Annotated in this window: 23 protein-coding genes and 1 riboswitch; of the genes, 22 read left to right on the top strand and 1 reads right to left on the bottom strand. The window is 36.7% G+C overall.

Features of this window, described 5'->3' with window-relative positions:
- Nucleotides 1–62 precede the first annotated feature (62 nt).
- The 16 genes from ACJ2A9_RS07530 to ACJ2A9_RS07455 all read left to right on the top strand — a co-directional run bounded on the left by ACJ2A9_RS07530 (nucleotide 63) and on the right by ACJ2A9_RS07455 (nucleotide 17,974).
- Nucleotides 63–830 (top strand): IclR family transcriptional regulator, encoded by a 768-nt coding sequence (locus ACJ2A9_RS07530; RefSeq protein ID WP_441420996.1) that lies wholly within the window; start codon nucleotides 63–65, stop codon nucleotides 828–830.
- Nucleotides 831–850: 20 nt separating this feature from the next.
- On the top strand, nucleotides 851–2,101 hold the full coding sequence (locus ACJ2A9_RS07525) for a 3-isopropylmalate dehydratase large subunit (RefSeq protein WP_441420995.1): 1,251 nt from the start codon (nucleotides 851–853) through the stop codon (nucleotides 2,099–2,101).
- The gene (locus ACJ2A9_RS07520) at nucleotides 2,101–2,601 is read left to right on the top strand and encodes a 3-isopropylmalate dehydratase small subunit (RefSeq protein ID WP_441420994.1); all 501 of its coding nucleotides are present in this window, start codon (nucleotides 2,101–2,103) and stop codon (nucleotides 2,599–2,601) included. Before ACJ2A9_RS07525 ends, ACJ2A9_RS07520 begins: the two co-directional genes overlap by 1 nt.
- Nucleotides 2,602–2,632: 31 nt before the next feature.
- On the top strand, nucleotides 2,633–3,847 hold the full coding sequence (locus tag ACJ2A9_RS07515) for a CaiB/BaiF CoA transferase family protein (RefSeq protein ID WP_441420993.1): 1,215 nt from the start codon (nucleotides 2,633–2,635) through the stop codon (nucleotides 3,845–3,847).
- Between the two features lie 35 nt (nucleotides 3,848–3,882).
- The gene (locus ACJ2A9_RS07510; protein WP_441420992.1) at nucleotides 3,883–4,824 is read left to right on the top strand and encodes a hydroxymethylglutaryl-CoA lyase; all 942 of its coding nucleotides are present in this window, start codon (nucleotides 3,883–3,885) and stop codon (nucleotides 4,822–4,824) included.
- Nucleotides 4,825–4,860: 36 nt separating this feature from the next.
- On the top strand, nucleotides 4,861–6,237 hold the full coding sequence (locus ACJ2A9_RS07505; protein WP_441420991.1) for a dihydroorotase: 1,377 nt from the start codon (nucleotides 4,861–4,863) through the stop codon (nucleotides 6,235–6,237).
- Between the two features lie 39 nt (nucleotides 6,238–6,276).
- Nucleotides 6,277–6,399 (top strand): hypothetical protein, encoded by a 123-nt coding sequence (locus ACJ2A9_RS07500; RefSeq protein WP_441420990.1) that lies wholly within the window; start codon nucleotides 6,277–6,279, stop codon nucleotides 6,397–6,399.
- Nucleotides 6,390–7,859, top strand: coding sequence for a sodium:solute symporter family protein (locus ACJ2A9_RS07495; RefSeq protein WP_441420989.1), 1,470 nt, complete (start codon nucleotides 6,390–6,392; stop codon nucleotides 7,857–7,859). Before ACJ2A9_RS07500 ends, ACJ2A9_RS07495 begins: the two co-directional genes overlap by 10 nt.
- Before the next feature lie 54 nt (nucleotides 7,860–7,913).
- On the top strand, nucleotides 7,914–8,609 hold the full coding sequence (locus ACJ2A9_RS07490; protein ID WP_441420988.1) for an isochorismatase family protein: 696 nt from the start codon (nucleotides 7,914–7,916) through the stop codon (nucleotides 8,607–8,609).
- Nucleotides 8,610–9,035: 426 nt separating this feature from the next.
- Nucleotides 9,036–9,974: an L-lactate dehydrogenase gene (locus ACJ2A9_RS07485; RefSeq protein ID WP_441421048.1), complete on the top strand. Its 939-nt coding sequence runs from the start codon at nucleotides 9,036–9,038 to the stop codon at nucleotides 9,972–9,974.
- A gap of 206 nt (nucleotides 9,975–10,180) precedes the next feature.
- Nucleotides 10,181–12,352: a helix-turn-helix domain-containing protein gene (locus tag ACJ2A9_RS07480; RefSeq protein WP_441420987.1), complete on the top strand. Its 2,172-nt coding sequence runs from the start codon at nucleotides 10,181–10,183 to the stop codon at nucleotides 12,350–12,352.
- 158 nt (nucleotides 12,353–12,510) lie between these two features.
- On the top strand, nucleotides 12,511–13,560 hold the full coding sequence (locus ACJ2A9_RS07475; RefSeq protein WP_441420986.1) for a DctP family TRAP transporter solute-binding subunit: 1,050 nt from the start codon (nucleotides 12,511–12,513) through the stop codon (nucleotides 13,558–13,560).
- A 69-nt stretch (nucleotides 13,561–13,629) separates the two neighbouring features.
- Nucleotides 13,630–14,157, top strand: a complete 528-nt coding sequence (locus ACJ2A9_RS07470; protein WP_441420985.1) for a TRAP transporter small permease — start codon at nucleotides 13,630–13,632, stop codon at nucleotides 14,155–14,157.
- Nucleotides 14,135–15,409: a TRAP transporter large permease gene (locus tag ACJ2A9_RS07465; RefSeq protein ID WP_441420984.1), complete on the top strand. Its 1,275-nt coding sequence runs from the start codon at nucleotides 14,135–14,137 to the stop codon at nucleotides 15,407–15,409. Before ACJ2A9_RS07470 ends, ACJ2A9_RS07465 begins: the two co-directional genes overlap by 23 nt.
- 44 nt (nucleotides 15,410–15,453) lie before the next feature.
- Nucleotides 15,454–16,641, top strand: coding sequence for a M20 family metallopeptidase (locus ACJ2A9_RS07460; RefSeq protein ID WP_441420983.1), 1,188 nt, complete (start codon nucleotides 15,454–15,456; stop codon nucleotides 16,639–16,641).
- Between the two features lie 37 nt (nucleotides 16,642–16,678).
- Nucleotides 16,679–17,974, top strand: a complete 1,296-nt coding sequence (locus tag ACJ2A9_RS07455; protein ID WP_441420982.1) for a Zn-dependent hydrolase — start codon at nucleotides 16,679–16,681, stop codon at nucleotides 17,972–17,974.
- Nucleotides 17,975–18,064: 90 nt separating this feature from the next.
- On the opposite strand, the gene ACJ2A9_RS07450 is transcribed toward ACJ2A9_RS07455, so the two are convergent.
- A complete protein-coding gene (locus ACJ2A9_RS07450) occupies nucleotides 18,065–18,646 on the bottom strand; it encodes a biotin transporter BioY (protein ID WP_441420981.1) in 582 nt (193 codons plus the stop codon).
- 112 nt (nucleotides 18,647–18,758) lie between these two features.
- Here ACJ2A9_RS07450 and bioD point away from each other — a divergent pair, with 112 nt between their 5' ends.
- The 6 genes from bioD to ACJ2A9_RS07420 all read left to right on the top strand — a co-directional run bounded on the left by bioD (nucleotide 18,759) and on the right by ACJ2A9_RS07420 (nucleotide 24,943).
- On the top strand, nucleotides 18,759–19,499 hold the full coding sequence (gene bioD / locus ACJ2A9_RS07445; protein WP_441420980.1) for a dethiobiotin synthase: 741 nt from the start codon (nucleotides 18,759–18,761) through the stop codon (nucleotides 19,497–19,499).
- Complete coding sequence (gene bioA / locus ACJ2A9_RS07440) at nucleotides 19,471–20,823, top strand: adenosylmethionine--8-amino-7-oxononanoate transaminase (protein ID WP_441421047.1); 1,353 nt, start codon at nucleotides 19,471–19,473, stop codon at nucleotides 20,821–20,823. Before bioD ends, bioA begins: the two co-directional genes overlap by 29 nt.
- A 193-nt stretch (nucleotides 20,824–21,016) precedes the next feature.
- Nucleotides 21,017–22,030, top strand: coding sequence for an FUSC family protein (locus ACJ2A9_RS07435; RefSeq protein WP_441420979.1), 1,014 nt, complete (start codon nucleotides 21,017–21,019; stop codon nucleotides 22,028–22,030).
- A gap of 176 nt (nucleotides 22,031–22,206) precedes the next feature.
- A riboswitch (SAM riboswitch) is annotated at nucleotides 22,207–22,312 on the top strand.
- 89 nt (nucleotides 22,313–22,401) lie between these two features.
- Nucleotides 22,402–23,427, top strand: a complete 1,026-nt coding sequence (locus ACJ2A9_RS07430; protein WP_441420978.1) for a methionine ABC transporter ATP-binding protein — start codon at nucleotides 22,402–22,404, stop codon at nucleotides 23,425–23,427.
- A complete protein-coding gene (locus ACJ2A9_RS07425; protein ID WP_441420977.1) occupies nucleotides 23,405–24,070 on the top strand; it encodes a methionine ABC transporter permease in 666 nt (221 codons plus the stop codon). The genes ACJ2A9_RS07430 and ACJ2A9_RS07425 overlap by 23 nt, the downstream gene beginning before the upstream one ends.
- Before the next feature lie 21 nt (nucleotides 24,071–24,091).
- Nucleotides 24,092–24,943 carry a MetQ/NlpA family ABC transporter substrate-binding protein gene (locus ACJ2A9_RS07420; RefSeq protein WP_441420976.1) on the top strand — a complete coding sequence of 284 codons (852 nt, stop codon included), beginning with the start codon at nucleotides 24,092–24,094 and terminating at the stop codon, nucleotides 24,941–24,943.
- Nucleotides 24,944–25,011 lie beyond the last annotated feature (68 nt).

The following is a 25,011-nucleotide window of genomic DNA, read 5'->3' as shown; positions in this document are numbered from 1 at the left end:
GAGTAATAGAAACTGACTAAAATCTCATGAAGTAACCATAAAGAAATAGAAGGTGAAAAGAAATGACTAATACTAAGACACCAGAAACGGTTCAATCAGTAGAACGAGCGATAGACTTATTGTATTGTTTTTCTCTACATGAGCCAGAGCTCTCTATTAATGATTTTGTTGGTAAGACAGGTCTGAATCGAACAACAGTGTTTCGACTTTTGACCTCTTTGAAAGAAAAGAAATTAATTATAAAAGATGAAGAACGTGGTACTTATAAACTAGGTCTAGCTTTTGTCGGTTTTGGTCAAATTGTTTCTGAAAACCTCGATATTCGCAAGGAGTCTCTTCAAGAGCTTAGAAGACTATCATCACTAACTAAGGAGACGGTCAGTATAAATGTTCTCCAAGCCAACCGGCGAGTTTGTGTGGAAAAAGTCGATGGAAGTCAAGACATAAGGCAATTTGTAAAGCTAGGCTTTCCGTATCCATTACTAAAAGGAGCATCTGGAAAAGTACTTCTAGCCTTTTGTGAGGCCAGTGTTATTGAAAAAGTGATTGAAGAATGGGTGGAAATAAATTCAGAACCATTTAATAGAGACCAATTTATGAAAGAATTACAAGAGATAAGAGATTTAGGATATTGCTTAAGCAAAAATGACCGAGTATTTGGTGCCTATTCAATCTCAACTCCGATTTTTAATGCAGAAAATGAACTCATTGCGGGGTTGTCGATTTCAGGACTCTCAATGCGCCTGACAGAGGAAAAAGAACAAGAATTTATTACACAAGTAATAAATGGGGCGAGAGAAATTTCAAAAAAAATGGGATATATATCTTGAAAGATAGGAGAGTGATTCATGTGGGTCAAACAATCATTGAAAAAATAATCTCAGCACATTCGGACTCACCAGTATATCAAGGAGAAATTGCAGTCGTTACTGTTGATTCTGTCATGGCATCAGATACAACAGCCCCACTAACGATTAAAGCATTTGAAGAAATGGGTGGGAAGAAGGTATGGGATCCTCATAAAGTAGTTCTAGTTATTGATCATGCCTCACCAGCTCCAAATGAGAGAATTGCAAACTTGCATACAATGATGAGAGAGTTTGCAAAAGAACAAGATGTAAAGCTTTATGATGTCGGTGATGGCATTTGCCACCAGCTTATGATTGAAAACAATCATGTTAAACCTGGTGAGTTAGTTTTAGGTGCTGACTCACATACCTGTACGTACGGGGCTCTTGGTGCATTTGCAACTGGAGTAGGATCTACGGACTTAGCGGGTGTACTGCTTACAGGGAAAACGTGGGTAAAAGTACCAGAAACAATCAAAATAGAGTTAAAAGGGTCACTTCAGCCTGGTGTTTCAGCAAAAGATTTAATTTTATCTTTAGTTGGGAAATTAGGAATTGAAGGAGCAACGTATAAGGCGATTGAGTATACAGGTGAAGCCATTGAACCGCTCACACTTGATAGCAGAATGACAATAGCAAATATGTCGATTGAGATGGGAGCAAAAGCTGGTTTTGTTAGTACGAAAGGTCTTCAGTTAGGCTATGATTTTGAACATATTGAGGCTGATTCGGATGCAAAATATGATCAAGTGATTGAAGTTGATGTCTCAGAGTTAGAGCCGCAAGTTTCAATTCCACATTCACCAGATGATGTAAAGTCAATTTCAGAAGTGATTGATATACCAATCCAGCAAGCTTTTCTTGGCAGTTGTACAAACGGTAGATTAGAAGATTTACATGAAGCTGCGAACATTTTAAAAGGAAAAAAAATTCATCCTGATGTTCGAATGTTAATCGCTCCAGCTTCAAAACAAGTGTATTTGCAGGCATTAAAAGACGGAACGGTTGAAATTTTAACAGCTGCTGGTTGTACATTCCTTACTTCAGGGTGTGGACCTTGTGTCGGAACACATTTAGGGGTTCCTGGAAAAGAAGAAGGAGTCATTTCATCAAGTAACCGTAACTTTAAAGGTCGAATGGGGAACCCGGAATCGAAAGTGTATTTAGGCTCTCCTGCTGTAGTTGCTGCAACGGCTCTTCATGGGAAGATTACAGACCCAAGAAAGGTCAACGTAGAGGGGGTATTTCAATAATGAACTTAAAAGGCAGAACACATGTATATGGAGATAATATCGATACGGATAGAATTATTCCTGGAAAGTATACTAAAACGCTAAATTTACAAGACTTAGCAAACCATGTTTTAGAAGATTTGGATCCAGATTTCCGTGCTCGAATGAATAAAGGAGATATTGTAGTAGCAGATAACAATTTTGGATGTGGGTCATCTCGCGAACAAGCACCTCTCGCACTTAAAACGGCCGGTGTGTCGGTTGTCATTGCAAGATCTTTTGCAAGAATTTTCTTTAGAAACGCGATTAATGTAGGACTGCCAGTAATTGAAATTCCTGATCATGATATCAAACAAGGTGATGAGATTAGCGTCGATCTTGCAACTGGGAATGTCTGCAACGTAACGAATGGGAAAGAGTATAAGGGAACCCAGATGCCAGAAGTAATGATTAACATCTTAAATGAAGGTGGTTTAACTAAGTATTTAAAAAAGCATGGAGGTTATGTCGCAATTAAATAGAAAAAGAAAAAAATGAGGAGGAGTGGAACATATGACATTAACAAATCAAAAAAAAGGTCCGCTTGATGGTGTGAGAATTTTAGATCTTTCAACGATGATTGCTGCACCATTTGGGGCTACATTACTAGGTGACTTTGGAGCAGAAGTAATAAAAATAGAGATGCCAGGAAAAGGTGATTCTTTACGAGATATGGGTCCATTCCACGGGGATGAGCCTTTGCGATGGCCTGGTCTGGCACGCAATAAGAAATCATTAACGCTCGACTTGCATAAAGAAGAGGGACAACAAATTTTAAAAAATTTAGTTAAGAAAACAGATGTAATCATTGAAAATTTCCGGACTGGAACATTAGAAAAATGGAATGTAGGATATGAAGAATTAAAAAAAGTAAATCCAAACCTTATTATGATCCGTGTAACTGGTTATGGTCAAACAGGGCCTTATTCAAGCAAAGCAGGTTTTGGGACTCCTGCGACTGCGTTTAGTGGATTTACGTATCTACATGGATATAACGACCGTCCACCAATTAGCCCATCGTTTTCATTAGTTGATTACATTACAGGAATTTATGTTGCGTTTGCAACAACGACAGCGCTCTACCATCGTGATAGTCATGAAGATGGAACAGGACAATATGTTGATATGGCATTATATGAATCTGTCTTTAGAATGATGGAATTTTTAGTGGCCGATTATGATCAAAATGGTGTTATTAAAGAACGTTCACCAGGATTAAGTGGTCATTCCAGTCCTGCTGGAACATTCCAAACAAAGGATGGGCACTGGATTGTGTTAGTGACAAGTTCTGACCGTACATTTGAACGATTGGCCAAAGCGATGGATCGCGAAGATATGCTTGAAGATGATCGGTTCTATACAAACTCGGTTCGACTTCAGCATTTTGAATTAACGAACGGGATCGTTGCTGATTGGGTAAAAACGAAAACAAGAGAAGAGTTACAAGTACATTTAGATAACCACGGTGTACCGATCAGTCCAATTAATAGTATAGAAGATATCTTTAAAGATGAGCACTTTAAAGAAAGAGAAAATATCGTTGAAGTAAATCATCCTCGTTTAGGAAAAGTTAAGATGCCAGGAATTGTTCCGAAGTTTTCTGAAACACCGGGGTCCATTCGCCAAATTGCTCCTGATTTAGGTGAGCATACAGAAGACATCTTGAAAAATCTCCTTGAAATGGATGAAAAAGAAGTAGAAGAGCTAAGAAATAATAACGTTATTTAAACATGGGATTTTCAAACAACTGAATGGAGGCTAATATGAACAATCTTAACCAAGTGAACATTACTGAAGTTTGTCCTCGTGATGGTTTTCAAAGTTTACCAGAGACAATTCCTACAGATGAAAAAGTTGCTTATATTAATCAAATGATGGAATGTGGTTTTAAACAAATTGAGGTGACTTCCTTTGTCCATCCAAAGGCGGTTCCTCAATTAAAAGATGCAAGTGAAGTGCTCGAAAAAATAAACCGTCCAAGTGGTGTTAAACTTCGTGCCTTAATCCCGAATTTAAGAGGACTTGAACGCGCGATTGAAGCAAAAGTAGATAAAGTCAAGCTGATGTTATCAGCAACAGATTCACACAGCAAAAATAATGCAAATGCAACTACATTTGAAGCTATTAAGGGATTTGAACCACTAGTTCAAAGAGCTGAAACGAGTCCTATTCATGTAGGTGGATCGATTTCGGTGGCCTTTGGTTGTCCATATGAGGGTAGTGTACCAATTGAACGCCATATCGAGATTGCGAAACGTTATGAACAAATGGGTATTACTGACATTTCATTAGCCGATACAACCGGAATGGCAAATCCTTATAAAATTAAACGAGTTGTCGAGGCGTTGAGAAAAGAATTCCCGAGCTTTCATTTTTCTTTACACCTTCACAATACAAGGGGAATGGCCTTTGCAAATGCGGTTGCAGGTTTTGAAGTAGGAATTGTTGATTTTGATAGTTCCGCTGCAGGGTTAGGTGGGTGTCCATATGCTCCAAATGCAAGCGGTAACATTGCTACGGAAGATCTAGTTCATGGATTTGAAGAGATGGGAATTAAAACTGGGATAGATCTTAATCGAGTCATTAATATTGCTAAATTACTCGAGCAAAGGTTTCCAATCCAATCTGATAGCTTCATATTAAAGGCTGGTAAGTGTTCCGATTTGCATATTGCACCAAAAGAACAGACGAAAATTGGTAATTAGAAAAGTTGGTAATTAAAAAGTGAAAGGGTGTTGACGATGAAAGTTGATCTTCTCATTAAAAACGGGTTAGTTGTATTTCCAAAAGTTGGAGTTAAGCAAGTGCATTTAGGTGTAAATGATGGGAAAATAGCCGGAATTTTTGAGGACGTAGAACAAATTGAGGCTACAGAAGTGATCGATGCAACTGGACTACACGTTTTCCCTGGTTTGGTAGATGCGCATCAACATTTAGGAATTTACAATTCAATTGAAGAAGATTTTATTGATACAAAGCAACATGCAGTTGGGGGAGTTACAACAATTGTCAATATGGACCGTCAACCTGTAAGTTATTTAGACTTTGTTCCGCAAGTGCAAGAGATTGGTGAGAAAAATAGTTACATCGATTTCACTTATACGTTAGGGATTCTAACAGAGCAGCATATAGATGAATTAGAAGAAACAATTGAGAAATGCGGGATCACATCTTTTAAGTTTTTTAGAAATTATGAGAGACAATTGAATGACAAATTCAATGTAGATAATGGAATCGATTTATCTTCATACGACATAGTTCGTTTACTAGAGAAATTTAAATCTATTTCTCCTAAACTATTACTGGCAATCCACTGTGAAAATATGGATATAAACCGAGCGCTCATTAAGAAGTATAAGGATGAAGGTGCGAATGACGGTTTAAAAACATGGTCATTAACAAGTCCAGGCTATGCCGAAGCGGAATCATTACTAAGCACTCTATATTTAAATAATGTTGTTGGTGGTAATGTCTATATTGTTCATCTTTCTTCAGGTGCTAGTGTCGATGTGTTAGAAAAGATGCCGTGGTTACATGATTCGGGCGCTAAAGTAGAAACATGTCCGCATTACCTTTGTCTAAATGAAGAGGATAGTTTAGATGCAAAAGTTGGACCGCCAATCCATTCACAATCGGATGCAGACAGGTTATGGGAAGGGATTGCAAATGGAACAATTAATTCCATCGGTACAGACCATGTTCCAAATTCTCGTGACAAAAAATATGGCAAAGGTCAAGGTGTATTTGATACTCTCTATGGATTCCCAAGTGTTGGATGCTTGTTACCAATTATGATCACTGAAGGGCATCAAAAAAGAGGATTACCACTTGAAAGAATTGCTGATATCACATCTTATCAAGTTGCAGAATCTTTTAATCTCCAAAGTAAAGGTAGAATTGAAGTTGGTGCAGATGCAGATTTTGCAATTGTGGATATTAATAGTAAGAAAACAATTACACCAGAAATTATGCATTCTGCTAGTGATTATTCCGTTTTTGAAGGACGTGAAGCCGCTGGATGGCCAGTCTACACGGTTAGCAGAGGAGAAGTAATTGTTAAAGATGGAGTACCTACTAAAGAAAACGGCAGAGGGAAGTTTGTAAGAAGATACATCTAAATTTCCCATATGAAAAATAACAGCAGAGGAGGGCTTCATTTGAGCGCGATACCTTTAGGAATTTGGTTTATGTGGACGTTAAATATTGGACTTGCAGTATTAGCCATTGTAATTGCGGTTATCCAAAATAAAAAAGAAGGGGGTAAAATAAAATGGAAATGAATACGATCGTTTTAATTGTCTACCTGCTATTAACATTTTTAATAGCAGGATGGGGCTATAAAGTTACCTCAACTTCTGATGATTACTGGGTAGCCGGAAGATCGTTAGGTGTCATTGTTAGTGTTGGAACCTTCTTTGCTACATTAATTAGCACTTGGTCCGTTATCGGTGCCCCGGGGTATTTTTACGAAATCGGTTGGGCAGGTTATTGGCAATTTGGTGGGACAATCTTAACATCGATTTTTGCTGCAGTATGGTTCGGAGCAAAAATTAGATCAACTGGTCATGTGACTCTTCCTGATATATTAGCAGCTAGATACTATAGTAATAAAGTTAGAGTATTAGGTGCAGGACTAATCTTGGTAGCAAGTATGATTTTCTTAACGGTTCAAACGTTAGGAGCGGGGATTATTCTAAATCAAATAACGGGCATTGATAAAAATATAGGAGTAATAATTGGAACGGTTATCTTCTTATTATTTACGATAACAGGTGGAATGCACTCTGTTGCTTGGACTGATTTAGTTCAAGGTGTGTTGATTTTTGTTGGGATCTTAGCGGCAGTTATTATTGGTTTAGTGAAAATTGGTGGTTTTGGAGAAATGCATCTTCAATTAGCGACACAACATCCAGAATTTCTTGATCCTTTTGCTGGTGGGAAAATGGGATTACTCATGATTCTAAACTGGTTTGTGATCTGGGGAGTGGGGAACATTGGTACTCCACAATTTATGAGTCGATTTTTATCTGCTAAAGACACAAAGGTGGTTCGATTAAGTCAAGGGATCACAGCATTAACTTTTGCAATATTCTTCTTATTAATCGGTACTTTAGGGGGGCTTGCAAAGCTATTCTTTCCTGGGATCACTGATCCAAGTACTGTAGGTCCAACTTTTGTAACTGAAATGCTTCCTCCTTTATTAGGGGCAGTGATTATGAGTGCCTTAATGGCAGCAGCAATGTCAACGGCAAGCTCTGTATTACTTGTAGCATCAACAACATTTGTTAATGACTTCTATAAAGCATTCAGTAAGAAAAAAATTGAGGATAAGAAACTTGTTTTATCTTCTCGAATTGTGACTGTATTTGTTTCTATTGCAGCATTAATTTTTGCACTAATGGAAATTTCCACGATATTCTGGTTGCAACCAAATATGGTAGCGACAATGGGGGCGGCAATTGGAACAGCATTAGTGGCAACGTTTGCATGGAAAAGAGCCAATAAAGAAGGAGCGATTGCTAGTATTATAGCAGGAACGCTAGTAACGACATTATGGTTTGCCTTTGGTTTACAAGCGACTACTGGATTCCATCCTGTAATTCCAGGGACATTAGCGTCAATTCTATTAATGGTAGTAGTAAGTTTAGTAACAAAAGCACCACCACAGCATGTTATTGATGAGTTTTTTAATGAAAATAAAAAAAATGCTGTTCATGAAAATGATCAAGAGGCAGTGTAATTAGATTCAACCTGGAAAAAACGATCGGATTTTTTTAAAAAGGGGAAATGTACTATGTCAAGAGTAAGACCATGGGAAGAGTTATTAAGTGAAACAGATAAAGAAGTAGTCAAAAAAGGTGGATATGGGAAAAGCAGAGGTCTTGGAAAAAAACCATTAATTATGGTCATTGATATTCAAAATAATTATGTAGGAGAGGATAAGCCGATCCTTGATCAAATTGGTGAATGGCCATCTGGTGGAGGAGAAGCCGGCTGGAGAGCTATCGAAAAGGTAGAAAAGCTGTTAGATAAAGCCAGAGAAGATAATGTTCCAATTCTTTATACGCGTAACGTACAAAAGAATATTAGCTTTGATAGCTTTAGTAATAAAACAAATCGTGATCAATCGAAATATGTAGATGGCCATTTTGGTGCTGAAATTGTAGAAAGAGTTGCGCCAAAGGAAGGCGAGCTTGTTCTTGATAAAGCTTATGCTAGTGCTTTCTATGCTACTCCATTAGTCAGTTGGCTAGTGAAGTTAGGTGTAGATTCATTATTAATCGTTGGTGGGTCAACAAGTGGCTGTGTCCGAGCAACTGCTGTTGACGCAGTAAGTAGAAATTTTAATGTGGCAATTATTGAAGATTGTGTATATGATCGGATTGAATTATCTCATAAAGCAAGTCTATTTGATCTTTGGATGAAATATACGGATGTCATTAATCTTGAAGAAGCCATCGACTATATTGATAAGTTGGAAAATGAATGAAGTTAGGTAATTTGTAATTACAAATGGAAACGTTTAAGTAGAGGCTATCTTTTTATAGTTTGATAGCCTCTACTTTAGTTAGGAAGATATTTTTTCAATTGTAAATTGATTATGAACAATTGTTACCATTTCACTTTTCTTTTAGAGGGAATGCCATTGGAGAAATCCCTGCTGACAGCTATGACTGTTAGTAGGGATTTTTTTGCTGTTTTTTTGTCGAAGAATCGATAAATGCCGATAAGTGAAAAGAAACCAGCAATGAACAAAAAGAAACTGCCACCGAACGAAAAGAAACCAGCTAATTATAAAAATAAACGGCTAAAACTTATGGTTATACGTCTTTTATTGTCCCCTTCGATACATAATATCTTTATTTTGTTAAAAACTGTTCATAGTTTAATTCAAAATGAGAGGAAGAGAATGTTAATGCAGTGTAAAAGTATGAAAGTTGTAGTAATCGGAGCTGGTGCGGTTGGTTCGAGCTTTGCTTATGCATTATTAAACCAGGGATTTGTTAGAGATTTGGTTATCCTTGATCTAAATCATGATAAGGCCGAAGGAGATGCCATCGACCTTCTTCACGGGATGCCATTTTCTTCTCCGATGAATATATGGGCGGGTACATATGACGATTGTAAAGATGCAGATTTAGTTGTCAATTGTGCGGGGGCGAATCAGGATCCGGGAGAAACTCGCCTCGATTTGCTTGAGAAGAATTCAAAAATATTTAAAGAGATTGTTGATCAAGTTATGCAAGCTGGTTTTACGGGTATCTTTTTAATTGCCACTAATCCTGTTGATGTATTAGCCTATGCAACATGGAAGTACTCAGGGCTGCCCTCTAATCAAGTAATTGGGTCGGGAACGGTGTTAGATACGGCAAGATTTCGCTATTTATTAGCAAATAAGTTTAAGGTTGATTCAAGAAATGTTCATGCATTTATTCTAGGAGAACATGGTGATTCATCATTACCAATATGGAGTCACGTTACGATTGGCGGTAAGCCTTTAGCTCATTTTGACGATGAGAATAAACCGAATGATGAAGAACTAGAAGAGACATTTATTAAAGTTCGAGATGCAGCATACGAGATTATTAAGCGAAAAGGTGCGACATATTACGGAATAGGGATGGGGTTAGCACGAATTACTAAGGCGATTGCCAGCAATGAAAATGCGGTCTTACCAGTTTCGGCACTTTTATCTGGTCAATACGGTCATTCTGATGTTTATACAGGAGTACCTGCAATCATCAATTCAAGTGGAATTCGTGAGCTAGTTGAATTAAAACTTAATGAAGAGGAAACAATGCGCTTTGAAAAATCGGTCAAGATACTTAAAGGATTTATTGATAAAATTTTCTAGTATGGAATCTATTCTTTATTATGAATATATTAAGGAGTAATTTATTTTGTGGGTGAGACGACAAGCACACACCTGTTAGCAGTTTAAGCTGTTAACAGGGTTTTTCTTGTGGCAATGGGAAAACTATGAATCCTATCCTAAATGATATTATATAGTGGTAAAATATTATGTTGCTCAATTTATATTAACAGGAGGCAAATTGTAAGATGAAATCGGTATACAATCGTTTTTTTGAATGGATTGAATCTTTTTTTTATGTAATAGATATAAGGGGAATAAGTATAACGATAATGGATGGAGATAAAAAGGTATTTGTAAAAAAATCACTGGATTATGATTTACATTTAAACAAAAAGGCTACAGAACTTAATATTCAAATCTGTGAAAATACTGTACTACTTATAACCTTAAATGTGGAGGCTACTACTGACCAAACTTCTAAATGGGAGCCGTTAATTACGAACCAGTGGAAATTAACCAATGAGTTGCATTCCTACGATTATCAATTACGTGCCAAAGAACTTCTACTCTATACTTCAAAAAAATTATCTTCTTCTCTACGGTTAGAAGATCTGTTAAGTATGATTCTCGATAATACCCTTGATGTAATAGAAGCAGCCGATTCCTGCAGCTTATATCTCTATGATGAACATGAAGAATTACTAGTACCAAAAGTTACAAGAGGATTCAATTGGAAGTATATAAAAGAAATAAAGTTTAAACCTGGTGAATCGTTGACCGGAATGACATATTTGAATCAAAAACCGATGATTTTTCATAAATCAAAAGATGTTTATAAAGGTATGGAAACGATGAGACCAGAAAATTGGGAGTATTTTCTTAAATCATTACCGCTTGTAAATGATGAGCCCGCTGTTTCCAAAAGTGCTATGTGTTGTCCATTTATTGTAAAAGGTAAATGTCTAGGGGTCGTTTCGATTAATAATTTTTTTGGAAATGCACATTTTAAAGAAGAGGATTTAGAATTGCTTGAGGCTATTTGCAATCAAGCTGCGTTGGTGATCGACCGCGTTAATCTATTTCAAATAACTGAAAGTAGGGCTGAGGCGCTCAAAAAGTTAAATAATACAATTAAAAAGAAAAATGAAATGCTAAAGTATGCATCAAAGACTCATAAGCAATTGACAGAGTTAGTCCTGCAACAAAAAGGTATAGAGGTGATAACACAGACAATTAGTGTGATTATAAAAAAGCCGATTATTATCTATGATGAATTTGTTAATGTATTGGCCACTTCAAATAGTGAAACTGAGTATGGTTTTGAAATTGATATGCCACCTTTTCTTGAACAATTCAAGCAAATGAGTGTGACGATGGAAGAGATAGAGATTTCCCCATCATCGAATAATCCAATACGTACACCGATATTACTCGAACCCATTATAAAATCGAATGAAGTAAAAGGGTATATGCTGATTTTAAAAGGGAATGATCCTTTGGACGAGCTTGAGCATATGTCAATTGAACATGCGTGTACTGTTGTTGCACTTGAACTTTTGAAAAGAGAAGTTGTGTATGAAACGAAACAGCGTCTCAAAGGTGAGTTTCTCGATGACATTCAGTCTAATGTTGTTGATATTGAATTATTAAAGAAACAAGCCAAGTATTTAGGAATTAGTGATAAGTACAAGTACAATTTTATTACTGTAGATATTCACTCAAAGCAATCCGAAGATGTGTTTACAGGGGTAAAAAATAATAAATACTTACAGTTAATTATTGAACGTATTATTACACAAAAGAATCCTGATAGTTTAGTTTTTAATCGGAAGAACGGCTTAAAGGCATTGGTGGCCTGGAATAATGAAACCGAAGAAGATTCTTTTTTGAGTAAGGCAAAAACATTAATAAGTGAAATTGAGAGAATGATTCATCAATATGTACCTCATCTTCATTGCTCTTACGGAGTTGGAAGAATTGTTGATTCGGTAGATAAACTACCTTTATCATATAGTGATGTTACTCAGTGCTCAGAAATTATGAAGAAAAAAAACATGTTTGGACAAATGATAACATACCGAGAAATTGGACCGGCAAAAATCATTATGAAGAGTACCGAAGAAGAATTATACCAATTTGTCATTGATCAGCTCCAACCGTTAATCCAATATAATCATCAAAACCGTAATGAATTGATTAACACTCTGGAAGTTTATCTAAACTTTAATCAAAATATGAAGGAGACGGCGCAAGAATTGCATTTGCACTTAAATACACTATCTTACCGTATCAAGAGAATAGAGGAAATTTTGGGACTGCAATTAAAGGATGGAACGACGATTTTTAACCTTCAATTAGCATGGCATATACTTAACTTTTTGGGTGTTAAGGACAAGTGGCTCAAACTAAAACAGTAGTACTTTTTCGTGAAAACTTCAAAAATATTATTATTTTTTTGGTGGAATTCCAAATAAAAGTTATCGAAAAATTAAATATAATAAAGTGCATAGTTATAAATTTTGTAGAAAAAAGTCGGAAAGTGTTGATTTGTCAATAATAAAAAGGGGGATTAAATATGAAGAAAACACGTTTATTATTCGCTTTACTCATGACTGCAGTGTTAATGCTTCTTGCGGCTTGCGGAGGAGGAAACGACGCACCTCAAGATTCTGAGGGTGCAGATACTCCACAACAAACGTATAAGTGGAGCATTGGTTACAATACTGTAGAAGGCTCTGTGAAGGATGTAGCTGCAAAGCGTTTTAAAGAAATTATTGAAGAGAAAACTGAAGGTCGAGTAGAGATCGAACTTTTCCCAAATGAATCATTAGGTTCTGAACAAGAAATGTTAGAAGCTGTACAAGTAGGGGCAGTAGATATGCAAATTGCTGGTGCAAACTTAACGGCGAATACAATTCCAGAGTATGCATTACTTTCTTTACCTTTCTTAGTGAATGGATATGATGAGGCATATGCAGTTCTTGATGGACCAATCGGTGAAAAATGGAATGCATTAGCAGAACAGCACAACCTGAAAGTTATTGGTACAACTGATTTAGGTGGTTTTGCTCAAATTACAAATAACATTAGACCAATTCATACACCTGAAGATATGAAAGGAATTACAATGCGTTCACCTAACGATGTGACGTTAATTGAAACATTCCGTGCTCTTGGAAGCTCTGTATCAACAATGCCATTTACTGAGGTTTACTTAGGACTTTCTCAAGGTGTAGTTGATGGACAGTTTAATCCATTAGACGCTATTTATGAAACAAACTTCCATGAAGTACAAGATTATCTTGCTATTACAAATATCTCATTTTACTACTCCTATTTCTTTATGAACAATGATTTATTTAATAGCTTAGATGAAGAGTTACAGGCAATTGTTTTAGAAGCGGCAGAAGAAGCAAAATTAGTTTCAAGAGAATTTACTTCACAAAAAGATGCTGAAATGCTGGAAATCCTTGAAGGAGAGTTTGTAGAGATTACAACTCCTGATACTGAACCATTTAGAGAAAAGGTTCTTCCTGTTTATGATACTGTAGCAAAAACTGTCGGAGAAGAAGCTGTTGAAGAGCTTCAAGCATTCTTAGAAGAATACCGTCAAAATAATCAATAATAATTTTGTTTTGGGATGTGAGCTGCAATTTACAGCATCGCATCCCTTTTTATAAAAGGAGGTTACATGATGAAGGATGGAAATAGCCAAAAGGTTATCGATTATTCTATAAAAGGGATTAATTTTGTTACTGGGCTATTAATGGTGTTACTAACATTAATTGTTTTTATAGAAGTGTTGAGTCGTTATTTCCTTAAGCTCCCACTGACTTATACGGGTGAGTTGACGAGCTTAATCTTTCCTTGGATGATTTTTATCGGTGCAATATCCGTGACAAAGGAAGACGGACATTTAGCTATTAATTATTTTAGATCATTAATGCCAAGAACAGGGCAAAAAATTGCACTTATTATTACGAAGTTAATTATGATCTATTTTTCAGTTTTTATGGTGATGTCAAGTTATCAGTTATCACAGGTTGTTACGAATCAACTTATGCCGATGCTTAGGATCTCAAAGTCCTGGCTCTATATTTCAGGGACAGTAGCATTTATTGGTGTAACGATTATTCTAATTTATCAACTCATTTTAATTGTTCTTAACAAGATGGAAGCACCAAAGGAGGAGGATTTATATGATTTGGATCATGATCGCTAGTTTCTTTTTTATGATCTTATTTGGTGTCCCAATTGCATTTGCAATGGGGGGATCAGCGTTAATGTATATCATGGTGGAAGGAATTCCTCTTTCAATGGTTGCGCAACGTTTCTTTTCAAATACACAATCATTTGCATTCCTGGCAATCCCATTTTTTATTCTTGCCGGAAACTTTATGGTACATGGGAATATTGCTCAACGAATCATTAAGTTAGCTGATTCATTAGTTCGTCAATTACCTGGGGGACTTGGGTGTGTATCTGTTGTTACAAGTATGGGGATGGCCGGGGTTTCAGGATCATCCGTTGCAGATGCTGCATCAACTGGGAGTGTTCTCATACCGGAAATGAAAAGAAAAGGTTATTCATCATCATTTTCCGCTGCCATTAATGCATCTAGTTCAGTTGTAGGTATCATTATTCCGCCAAGCAGTACCATGATTATTATTGCTTGGTTAGCCAATTTGTCAGTAGCTGAAATGTTTTTAGCAGGGGTTATCCCAGGAATCTTAATAGGTCTTGCTTACTTAATTTTAACGGTATTCATTTCAATTAAGCGAGGATATCCAAGAGAAAGCAGACCAACGATAAATGAGATTTTAAGAAATATTAAAAACGCAATGTGGGCTCTTGTATTACCGATTTTTCTTATTTATGTTATTGTATTTGGAATTGCGACAGCAACTGAGGGAGCTGCATTAGCAGCAGTATATGCTTTTGTAATAGGAGCATTCGTCTATCGTACATTAACTTTTGATAAAATCATCAAATCAATCAAAGAGACGGTTTACGGAACAACTGTAGTTATGTTAATGGTCTGTACATCAATGATCTTTACTTGGGTGTTAATCTCTGAGGGGATCCCTAAGATGATTGCAGAACTATTATTAGGGTTAGGTCTATCAGATTGGATGCTTATGCTTGTAATGGTACTCATTCTTCTCATGGCAGGAATGGTTATGGAATTGGTTCCAAATTTATTCCTCTTTATTCCGATATTCTTCCCTATTGCAATTGATGTAGGGATGGACCCGATGCATTTTGCGATTGTGATGCTTTGTTCTTTAGCACTTGGTTTATTTACTCCGCCGGTTGGTTCGTCCTTATTTATTTCATGTCATTTAGCGAAAATTGATATGGAAAAAACGGTCAAAGATATTCTTCCATATTTTATTGTTGGTGCTGTAGTTGTATTGTTATTAACGTATATTCCATCTTTAACACTTTGGTTTCCAAGCCTATTTATAGATTAAGGTTTGTATGGCTTTTTATTTAACCAACCATGAGAGGAGAAATCATGTTAGATAAAATATACAACCGACTTAATGAACTGTACCCAGAAATGATTGAAAAAAGAAGATATTTCCATATGAATCCAGAACTATCATTTAAAGAAGTTCGTACACCGAAAAAAATTGCCGAGTTTTTGCAAATGTTAGGAATTGAAGTGCGCACGGGAGTAGGTGGACGTGGCGTTGTAGGAGTGATCCGTGGAGGAAACCCTGGAAAAACGGTTGCTTTACGCGCTGATTTTGATGCTTTACCAATTCAGGATGAGAAAGATGTAGATTATAAATCACAAGTGCCGGGTGTTATGCATGCATGTGGTCATGATGCTCATACAGCAACGTTGCTTGCAGTAGCTAAAGTCCTTTGTGAATATCGTGAAGAACTTTCTGGGAACATTGTACTTCTGCATCAGTTTGCTGAAGAAGTATCTCCTGGTGGAGCAAAAGCGATGATTGAGGATGGATGTTTGGATGGCGTAGATGCTATTTTTGGTACACATTTATGGTCAACACTTCCTGTTGGTGAAGTGCACTATCGAAGTGGCAGTATTATGGCGGCAAGTGACCGCTTTGATATTACTATTAAGGGGAAAGGTGGACATGGTGCAGCCCCTCATGAAACAGTTGATTCCATCGTGGTGGGATCAACGATTGTAAAAGAATTACAACAAATTGTTAGTAGGAATATTAACCCGCTAAAGCCAGCCGTTGTGACTGTTGGATCATTTCATGCCGGAGAAGCCTTTAATGTTATTGCCGATCATGCAAAGATTATTGGAACAGTGCGAACACTCGATATTGACACTCAAGACTTAATCATTGATAAGTTAGAGAAAGTGATTAAAGGTACTTGTGAAAGTAATGGTGCAACGTATTCGCTTGATTACCAAAAAGGCTATCCAGTAGTTTATAATCATGAAAATGAAACAAACCTTTTAGTTGCGAGTGCAAGGCAAGTTGTTGGAGAAGATCGAGTGAAAGAGATTGATCCAATGATGGGTGGAGAAGATTTTGCCTATTATCTGGAAAAGGTACCAGGAACATTCTTTTTCACCGGTGCTGGAAATGTCGAGAAGGATATTATTTATCCGCATCATCATCCAAAATTTGATATTGATGAAGAGGCAATGATCGTTGCTGCAAAAGTATTAGTCACATGTGCGATTAATTATTTACGAGAAACAGATGAATTGTAAATGTTTCAGAAATGAATAAAAGTAAGGGGATTTTTCAATGGAAACCACTTTTTCTAGAGAAAGATTACTATTTGAGCAATCACAATGTAATGAAATTAATCATATCGACGTTCAACAGTTCGTGAATCGTCTTTCAAAATTAGCTGAAATCGGTAAGACAGAAACTGGGGGAATTAGCCGGTTTCCTTATACAGATGAATATGAAGAGGTTACAAACCTTTTTAAAAGCTGGATACAAACGGCTGGCTTAGAAGTAAGAGAAGATGCTATTGGCAACATTATTGCAAAATACGAGGGTCAAAATCCAGATTTACCAGTAGTAATGACGGGATCTCATTTAGATACGGTTCCTAATGGTGGTGCTTTTGATGGGGTTCTAGGTTGTTTAAGTAGTTTAACGGCCATTGAGTCTTATATCAAAGAGAACAAACGCCCTTTACGATCAATCGAATTAGTAGTGTTTGTCGATGAAGAAGGATCAAGGTTTAATCATGGTTTGTTTGGTAGTCGAGCCATCGTTGGAGAAGTCTCTGAAAAGGACTTAGCAAAGTATAGTGATGATGCGGGAATATCCTTAATTGATGCAATGAAAAAGCAAGGCTACAACCCTGAAGATATTTCATCAGTCTACCGAAATATAAATGATATCCATGCTTTTCTTGAATTGCATATTGAACAAGGGAAAATCCTTGAGTATGAAAATAAAGATATAGGCGTAGTAACAGGGATTGTAGGCTTAACAAGAAGAACATTTACTTTCTATGGAAGTACAGATCATGCTGGAAGTACGCCAATGAATATGAGAAAAGATACGGTTGCGGCAGCAGCAGAATTGATAAGTGGTGTGGAAAAACTACCAAGTAATTTCAGTGATACCGCGGTTGCTACGGTAGGGAAAATGAATGTCTATCCGAATGGTACAAATGTGATTGCCGGTAAGACAGAAGTCACAGTGGATATGAGAGATATTTCTGAGGATACTATAGTCAAACTAGAAGAAGCAATTACAGAACTTGCTAATAAAATAGCAAGAGAAAGATCATTAGAATTAGATATTCAATCTGGAGATATAATTTCACCAGTTTTAATGGCTGAAGAAATCAAACAGATGATTAAAGATTCAAGTGAACAGCATCAATTATCGTATCGTGAAATGCCAAGTGGTGCAGGTCATGATGCGATGAATATGGGAAGGTATGTCCCGACAGGTATGATTTTTGTTCCGAGTCATGAGGGAAAGAGTCATTCCCCAAGAGAGTGGACATCACTTTCTGATTGTTTGAATGGAATACAAGTGTTAAAAGAAACTTTGTATCAATTGGCTAGCCGATAAAAACTATTTTCTCCCCAGTATGCAACGTTTGTATACTGGGGATTTTTCATTTTAGATTGTTATGTCGTAGTTGAAGAGATTTCGAGAAAGCTATACTTCAATTGTAGGTGAATACGATCTCTTTAATGCTGTTTGTAATTTTGGCAGTAAAACAAGGGATGCAGCCGTAACGACAATATCAAGTGGCAGATAGGCAACCATCCAACTCCAGGCCATTGTATAGCTAAAACCATCAGGAGCTTGTGCCCAAATTTTGAAGGCAAGAAACATGAAGTTTGTACCAATGATGTAATTACATAAAACACTAAGTATGCCAGCCGAAATATAATGTTTCTTTGTAGCAGTTTTTCGATCAGCAATAAGTTTTCCTGTTACGTAAGCCACAAAAATAAAAGAAATGATAAAACCGAATGTAGGGCTTAGTAATTGGGCAGGTCCACCTTTAAATTGTGCAAAAACAGGCGCACCTACTAATCCAACAAGCATGTATGTAACCATAGCAAGTGACCCCAATCGACTCCCTAACAATCCCCCAGCCAAGATCGCAAATAAAAGTTGAAGTGTAATTGGAACTCCTCCTATCATTAAAAATGGTGAAACGTTTGCTCCGACTGCCATTAAGGCTGCAAACAAGCCACACAGAACGATGTTTCTAGCTTTTGATACTCTCATGATACCCTCCTATTGTAAACTGTTATTATTTTAAGGTTTACAAATACCTTGAATAAGATTTTCTCATATGTTAACTTAAAAGTAAATATAGTTAACAAAAGAGGTGAACTAGATGAATGGATTTTTTATTACGGGAACTGATACCGATATTGGAAAAACATTATCAACGACATTACTTACTGCATATTTTCACAGACAAGGAAAAAACGTGATTCCATATAAGCCTGTTCAAAGTGGAGCAGTAGAATATGATGGAAAGCTCGTTGCCCCAGATGTGCAACTGTACCAACTCGTACTTCCTTCATTGAACGAAGCAGATGGATGTACATATTTATTAAAAAAGCCAAGTTCCCCCCATTTAGCAGCTAGAGAGGAACAAGTTCATATTCAGCCTGAATCTATTTTGAAACATTATCAAAAGCTTCAGCGTCTGTATGAGGTTGTTTTAGTAGAAGGAGCTGGTGGATTAATTGTACCGATGAATGATACTGGTTATTGCGTCATTGATTTAATAGAAGAGATGAGACTCCCGGTTATCTTAATTGCTCGTGCTGGGTTAGGGACAATTAATCACACTGTACTTTCGATTATGGCTTTACGCCAAAGAGGTATTCCAATAGCGGGTATTATACTGAATCGTGTACAAAAGGGTGACTCGATTATTGAAGAGGATAATCAGAAGGTAATTGAACAGTTAACAAATGTCCCGATCCTTGGTGTTATCCCTTATATTGAAAACATAGAACAAACTCTCCAAGATGAACAATACTTGGCCCACTTATTTGCGACGTTTCAGTTAGATAATCTTATGGAGGGGATAAATGATGAATCCACAAGCGCTATTAGAAAGTAGTAAAAGGCATCTATGGCTGCCATTCACACAAATGACCGATTATGAACGAGACCCATTAATCATTGAAAGTGGTGAAGGGATTGTACTTAAAGATATCTATGGTAATGAGTATTTAGATGGTTATTCTTCACTTTGGTTGAATGTCCATGGTCATCAAAAAAAGGAAATTGATGAGGCGATAAAAAAGCAGTTAGATAAAATTGCTCACTCGACGTTACTAGGTGCAGCAAATGTTCCGGCAATCGAACTTGCCGATAAATTAATTGAAATTGCCCCAAACAATTTGCAGAGAGTATTTTATTCTGATTCAGGTGCAACTTCAGTTGAAATTGCAATTAAGATGGCCTATCAATATTGGCAAAATAAAGGACAAACCAAAAAATGCAAATTTGTTTCCTTATCAAACGGATATCACGGTGATACGGTTGGCGCGATTAGTATTGGGGCAATTGATTTGTTTCATCGTATCTACGGGGCATTAATGTTTGAGTCCATAAAAGCTCCATTTCCAATTACCTATCGTAACCCTATCGGAAGTAATGAGGATACGATTAGAGATGAAGCGATATCAGCCTTAAGGAGAATATTTGAAGAGCAGCATGAGGAGATAGCTGCGATTACTGTAGAATCAATGATTCAAGGAGCAAGTGGGATGCACGTCATGCCAAAAGGTTATTTAAAAGGCATTGAAAAGCTATGCCGGGAATTTAACATTTTGCTCATCGTTGATGAAGTGGCAACAGGCTTTGGGCGAACAGGGAAAATGTTTGCAGTTGAGCATGAGGGTGTTCAGCCTGACCTCATGACGATAGCAAAAGGGATAACAGGCGGATATCTTCCAATCGCAGCAACACTAACTACAGAAGATGTCTATAACGAATTTTATGGTGAATATGAGGAATTAAAAACATTCTTCCATGGCCATTCCTATACAGGGAATCAATTAGGATGTGCAGCTGCACTCGCTAATCTTAAAATATATGATGAAGAAAATCTGGTAGAACAGGCGGCAAAAAAAGCTAGACTCATAGAGAGTGAACTAAAGTCATTGACAGAGTTTAAACACGTAGGTGATATTCGTCAGTTAGGTTTAATGTGCGGGATTGAATTGGTTAAAGACCAAGATACTAAGGAAGCCTTTCCTTTTGAAGAAAGAGTAGCATACAAAACGACGTTAGAAATGAGAAAGCAAGGGATGTTAACGAGACCGCTTGGGGACATCATTGTATTTATGCCACCATTAGCTAGTACAGATGAGCAATTACTTACCATGATTGAGATTATGAAAAAAGCAATTGAGGTAACAACGATGGATAAAATGTAAGGGGAAGTATAAATTCCGCTCTTAACTGATATGTTAAAAGCGGAATTTTTTTATCTGAAATTCAAAAAATATCATTTATAGAAGATGAAGTAGACCTATTAACGATGAGAAGCACAAATGTTACAATTGACGGAAAAGTCTGTATAATAGAAATAACCATTAAGTATACTAGGATTTGAAATTAGGTGAGAATGTGAAGGGATTAATAGGTCGCAGAATTATAAAAACAGGCATTTCCGTGTTATTAACAGCCTTAATTTGTTTGTCGCTTAATCTGCCGGCAGAGTTTGCCATTATTGCAGCGATAGTAACGATTGAACCGACAGCATCTGCTTCGATAAAAAAGGGATTTGTCCGTTTTCCGGCGTCAGCAATTGGTGCGGCATGGGCCGTTATTCTCGTTTCATGGTTAGGAGAATCAGTCCTTTCTTATACGTTAGCTGCGTTTTTGACAATTTTCTTTTGTCAGAAGCTTAAGCTTCACGATGGGATTCTTGTAGCAACATTGACAGCTGTTGTCATGGTACCAGATATTGAAGGGGACTACTTATTAACGTTTTTATCGAGACTAGGAACAACTACGATCGGTCTAACAGTTTCATCATTGATAAATTTTTTTATTTTACCACCTAAATTTACGCCGCTAATCAAAGAAAAGCTTTATCCAAATTTCCGTATAGCCGGGGAAGTGTTAGCTGAGACAATGAATGGTATTTTACATATAAAGCAAGCTACTGCCCCTGTACCTACTTCCAAGTACTTAGCGTTAAGACAGGGAACAGAAAAGGTAGGTGAGATCATTTCATTTCAGGAGAGAGAATGGAAGTATCATAAAGTAAAATTAAGTGAATATCGTCACTTTTTATTGTTAAAGAAAAAGAATGCAATTATGCAAAGAATTGTGCTTCATTTAGGAAATTTGCAATACGTAGCTGAGCCAGGTTATTTTTCTGAATCAGAAAAAAAATTAATTATGGAAGTCATCCAATCATTTCAATCGATTCTGAATGATCCTTCTTTTACAATCCCGGGGCGGCATTATGTATTAGTATATGATTTAGACCATCATCTTAAATATGAAGCCAATCAGTTGCGAAACTCTAATGAGTATTTTCACCATTTTACTACAAAAAGGGTTGTTTTTTTTGAGTTACTTTCAATCCATGACTCAATCGAGGAGCTTAATCATTTAGTATCAGGAGAGTAATCTCGGTAAAAATGTTATAAATTGGCGAAATGTTGAAGGGTTAGAAAATAAAAAAATATTTGATAATTCGCGGATATATCAATAATGTAAGCGCTCTCTATTGCGTTAGTGTAAAAAAAACTATATTGACAATGTGTGTACTTGGGTTTATTATCATAATAATAATTTTATAGAATAACTTATCAAGAGCGACTGAGGGACAGGCCCGATGAAGTCCAGCAACCTCCAACGAGATGGGATGGTGCTAACTCCTGCAGAATACTTTATTCTGAAAGATAAGGCTAATTAATTGTACGTGACGATTGAGCCTCTTTTCAGATAAAGAGACTCTTATTTTTTTATATTCAAATAGTTTTTAGGAGGTGTTCCTTTTGATAGAGGTAACGGATTTAGTGAAGGAATATAGAACAAAAAAAGGAACAGTGGTAGGTGTTGATCATGTCTCCTTATCAATAAAAAAAGGAGAGGTATTTGGAATCGTAGGTTACAGTGGTGCAGGAAAGAGCTCGCTATTACGCTGCTTGAATTTACTGGAAAAGCCTACATCTGGTCAAATAAAGATAGATGGGCTTGAACTAACACAGTTAAATAAAAAATCATTAAGAGAAGCGAGACAAAAGATTGGCATGATATTTCAACACTTTTATTTAGTTAGTTCAAAAACAGTCTTTGAAAATATTGCAATTGCCTTAAAGGCGGCTGGTAAACCTAAAGATGAAATAAAAAGTAGAGTTGATGAATTGCTGGACATGGTTGGACTTGCAAGTAAAAGCGATCATTATCCGTCGCAATTAAGCGGTGGTCAAAAGCAGCGGGTGGGCATTGCAAGAGCACTTGCTAATGATCCACAAGTATTGCTTTGTGATGAGGCTACGTCAGCACTTGACCCAACAACAACAAAGTCCATTTTATCTTTATTAAAAAAGATAAATCGTGAATTTGGCTTAACGATCGTTTTAATCACTCATGAGATGGAAGTAGTCAAAGAGATTTGTGATCGTATTGCAGTCATGGAAAATGGAAAAGTCATTGAAGAAGGAAATGTCTATGATTTATTTTCATCACCGCAGCAACCTTTGACGAAGGACTTTATTAACAGCGTTTTACAATTTGATTTACCACAGCATTTAATTGATAACCGTAAAGGAAGTATTGTGAAAGTTCAATTCAAAGGAACGATCGCAGAGGAATCAGTGATTTCTGATATTTTTAAAAATTTCGAAGTTAGTGGAAATATCCTCCATGGAAAGATTGAATATATCAAAGAAGTACCTCTTGGAATTTTTATTATGGAACTAATTGGTGAGCAAGCTGAGGTTAACAGAGCGATTGAAGCGATTCGCAATCGTACTGAAAGTTTGGAGGTGATCGCTCATGATCTTAGAAACGTTAGTTAATCTACTGCCAGAGTTAAATAAAGCCTTTTTAGAAACAGTACTCATGGTAGCCATAGCTCTAAGTGTTGCGGTAATTTTCGGATTACCATTAGGAATTTTACTATTTGTAACAGATCGTGGTCTCTTTTTAGAAAATCCTACGATAAAGAGCACTGTTGGCTTTTTCGTAAACTTAATCCGCTCAATTCCGTTTATTATTTTACTAGTAGCATTACTCCCACTGACACAATTAATCGCGGGGACGACAATTGGACCAAAGGCAGCTTCGGTCTCTTTATCTGTAGCGGCAGTGCCTTTTTTTGCAAGATTAGTTGAATCATCATTAAGGGAAATTGATAAAGGGGTAATTGAAGCTGTCGTTTCAGTTGGTGCAACACCATGGATGATCATTAAAGATGTTCTTCTGCCGGAAGCGCGTCCAGGTCTTATTCAAGGTTTAACAATTACAACTATTAGTTTAGTTGGTTATTCGGCGATGGCAGGTATTGTAGGAGGAGGCGGAATTGGCGATTTAGCCATTCGCTTTGGATATTACCGTTATGATGATACGGTAATGATTACAACAATTATTATCTTAATCTGTATTGTACAAATTATACAATTCTCTGGTGATAGAATTGCAAGATTTGTTGATAAAAAATAACACATCAAAGGGGAAACGAAAATGAAGAAATTAACTTCGCTATTATTAGTCTTATTACTTACAAGTATACTAGCAGCTTGTGGAGGTAATGAAGAAACAACGTCTGATGCCGGAGATAAATCTGCTCCTGCTGAAGAAAAACAACAATTAAAAATTGGGGCTACATCTGGTCCGTATGCCGATATGGTGTCAAACGCAATCAAGCCTTTATTAGAAGAAAAAGGATATGAAATTGAAGTTGTTGAATTTAGTGATTATGTACAGCCGAACATTGCTCTGGGAAATGGGTCACTTGATGCAAACTTATTTCAGCATAAGATTTACATGGAGAACTTTGCCGCTGAACATGGTTTAGAGTTATCGGAATTAGTCGTTGTTCCAACGGCTCCAATGGGGATCTATTCTAACAAGTTTAATAGTATTGATGAGATTGAAGAAGGCAGTGAGTTAGCACTTCCAAATGATCCTACAAACTTAGCTAGAACATTAATGTTACTTGAAGGTTTAGGTTTAATTACAGTTGATGGGACAATTAATCAACTAACAGCATCAGAAAAAGATGTTGTAGAAAATCCGAAAAACTTAAAGCTCCAGCCGATTGAAGCAGGACAATTACCACGTGCTGTTGATGGTGTCGATGTTGCAGCAGTACCAGGGAACTTTGCATTAGCCGCTCAAATGGACTTGCTGTCAGCATTGGCATTAGAAGATATGCCAGATGACTTCCGAAACCGTGTTGTCGTAAAAACTGCAGATCTGGATGCTCAATTCGCAAAAGATATTCAAGAAGTAGTTCAATCACCTGAATTTGAAGAAATTATCGACCGTGACTTCCAAGGCTTTGGGAAACCAGAATGGATGGTTAATCGATAAATACTATGAAGAATAACCCTCGAAACCAAGTTGCCTTGGTTCGGGGGTTTTATTTGTTTATTTTCCTG

Origin of the sequence: Anaerobacillus sp. MEB173 (assembly GCF_052119505.1) — a bacterium.
Classification (GTDB): Bacteria; Bacillota; Bacilli; order Bacillales; family JBJMAU01; genus JBJMAU01.
This window is presented reverse-complemented; position numbering and strand designations above follow the sequence as displayed.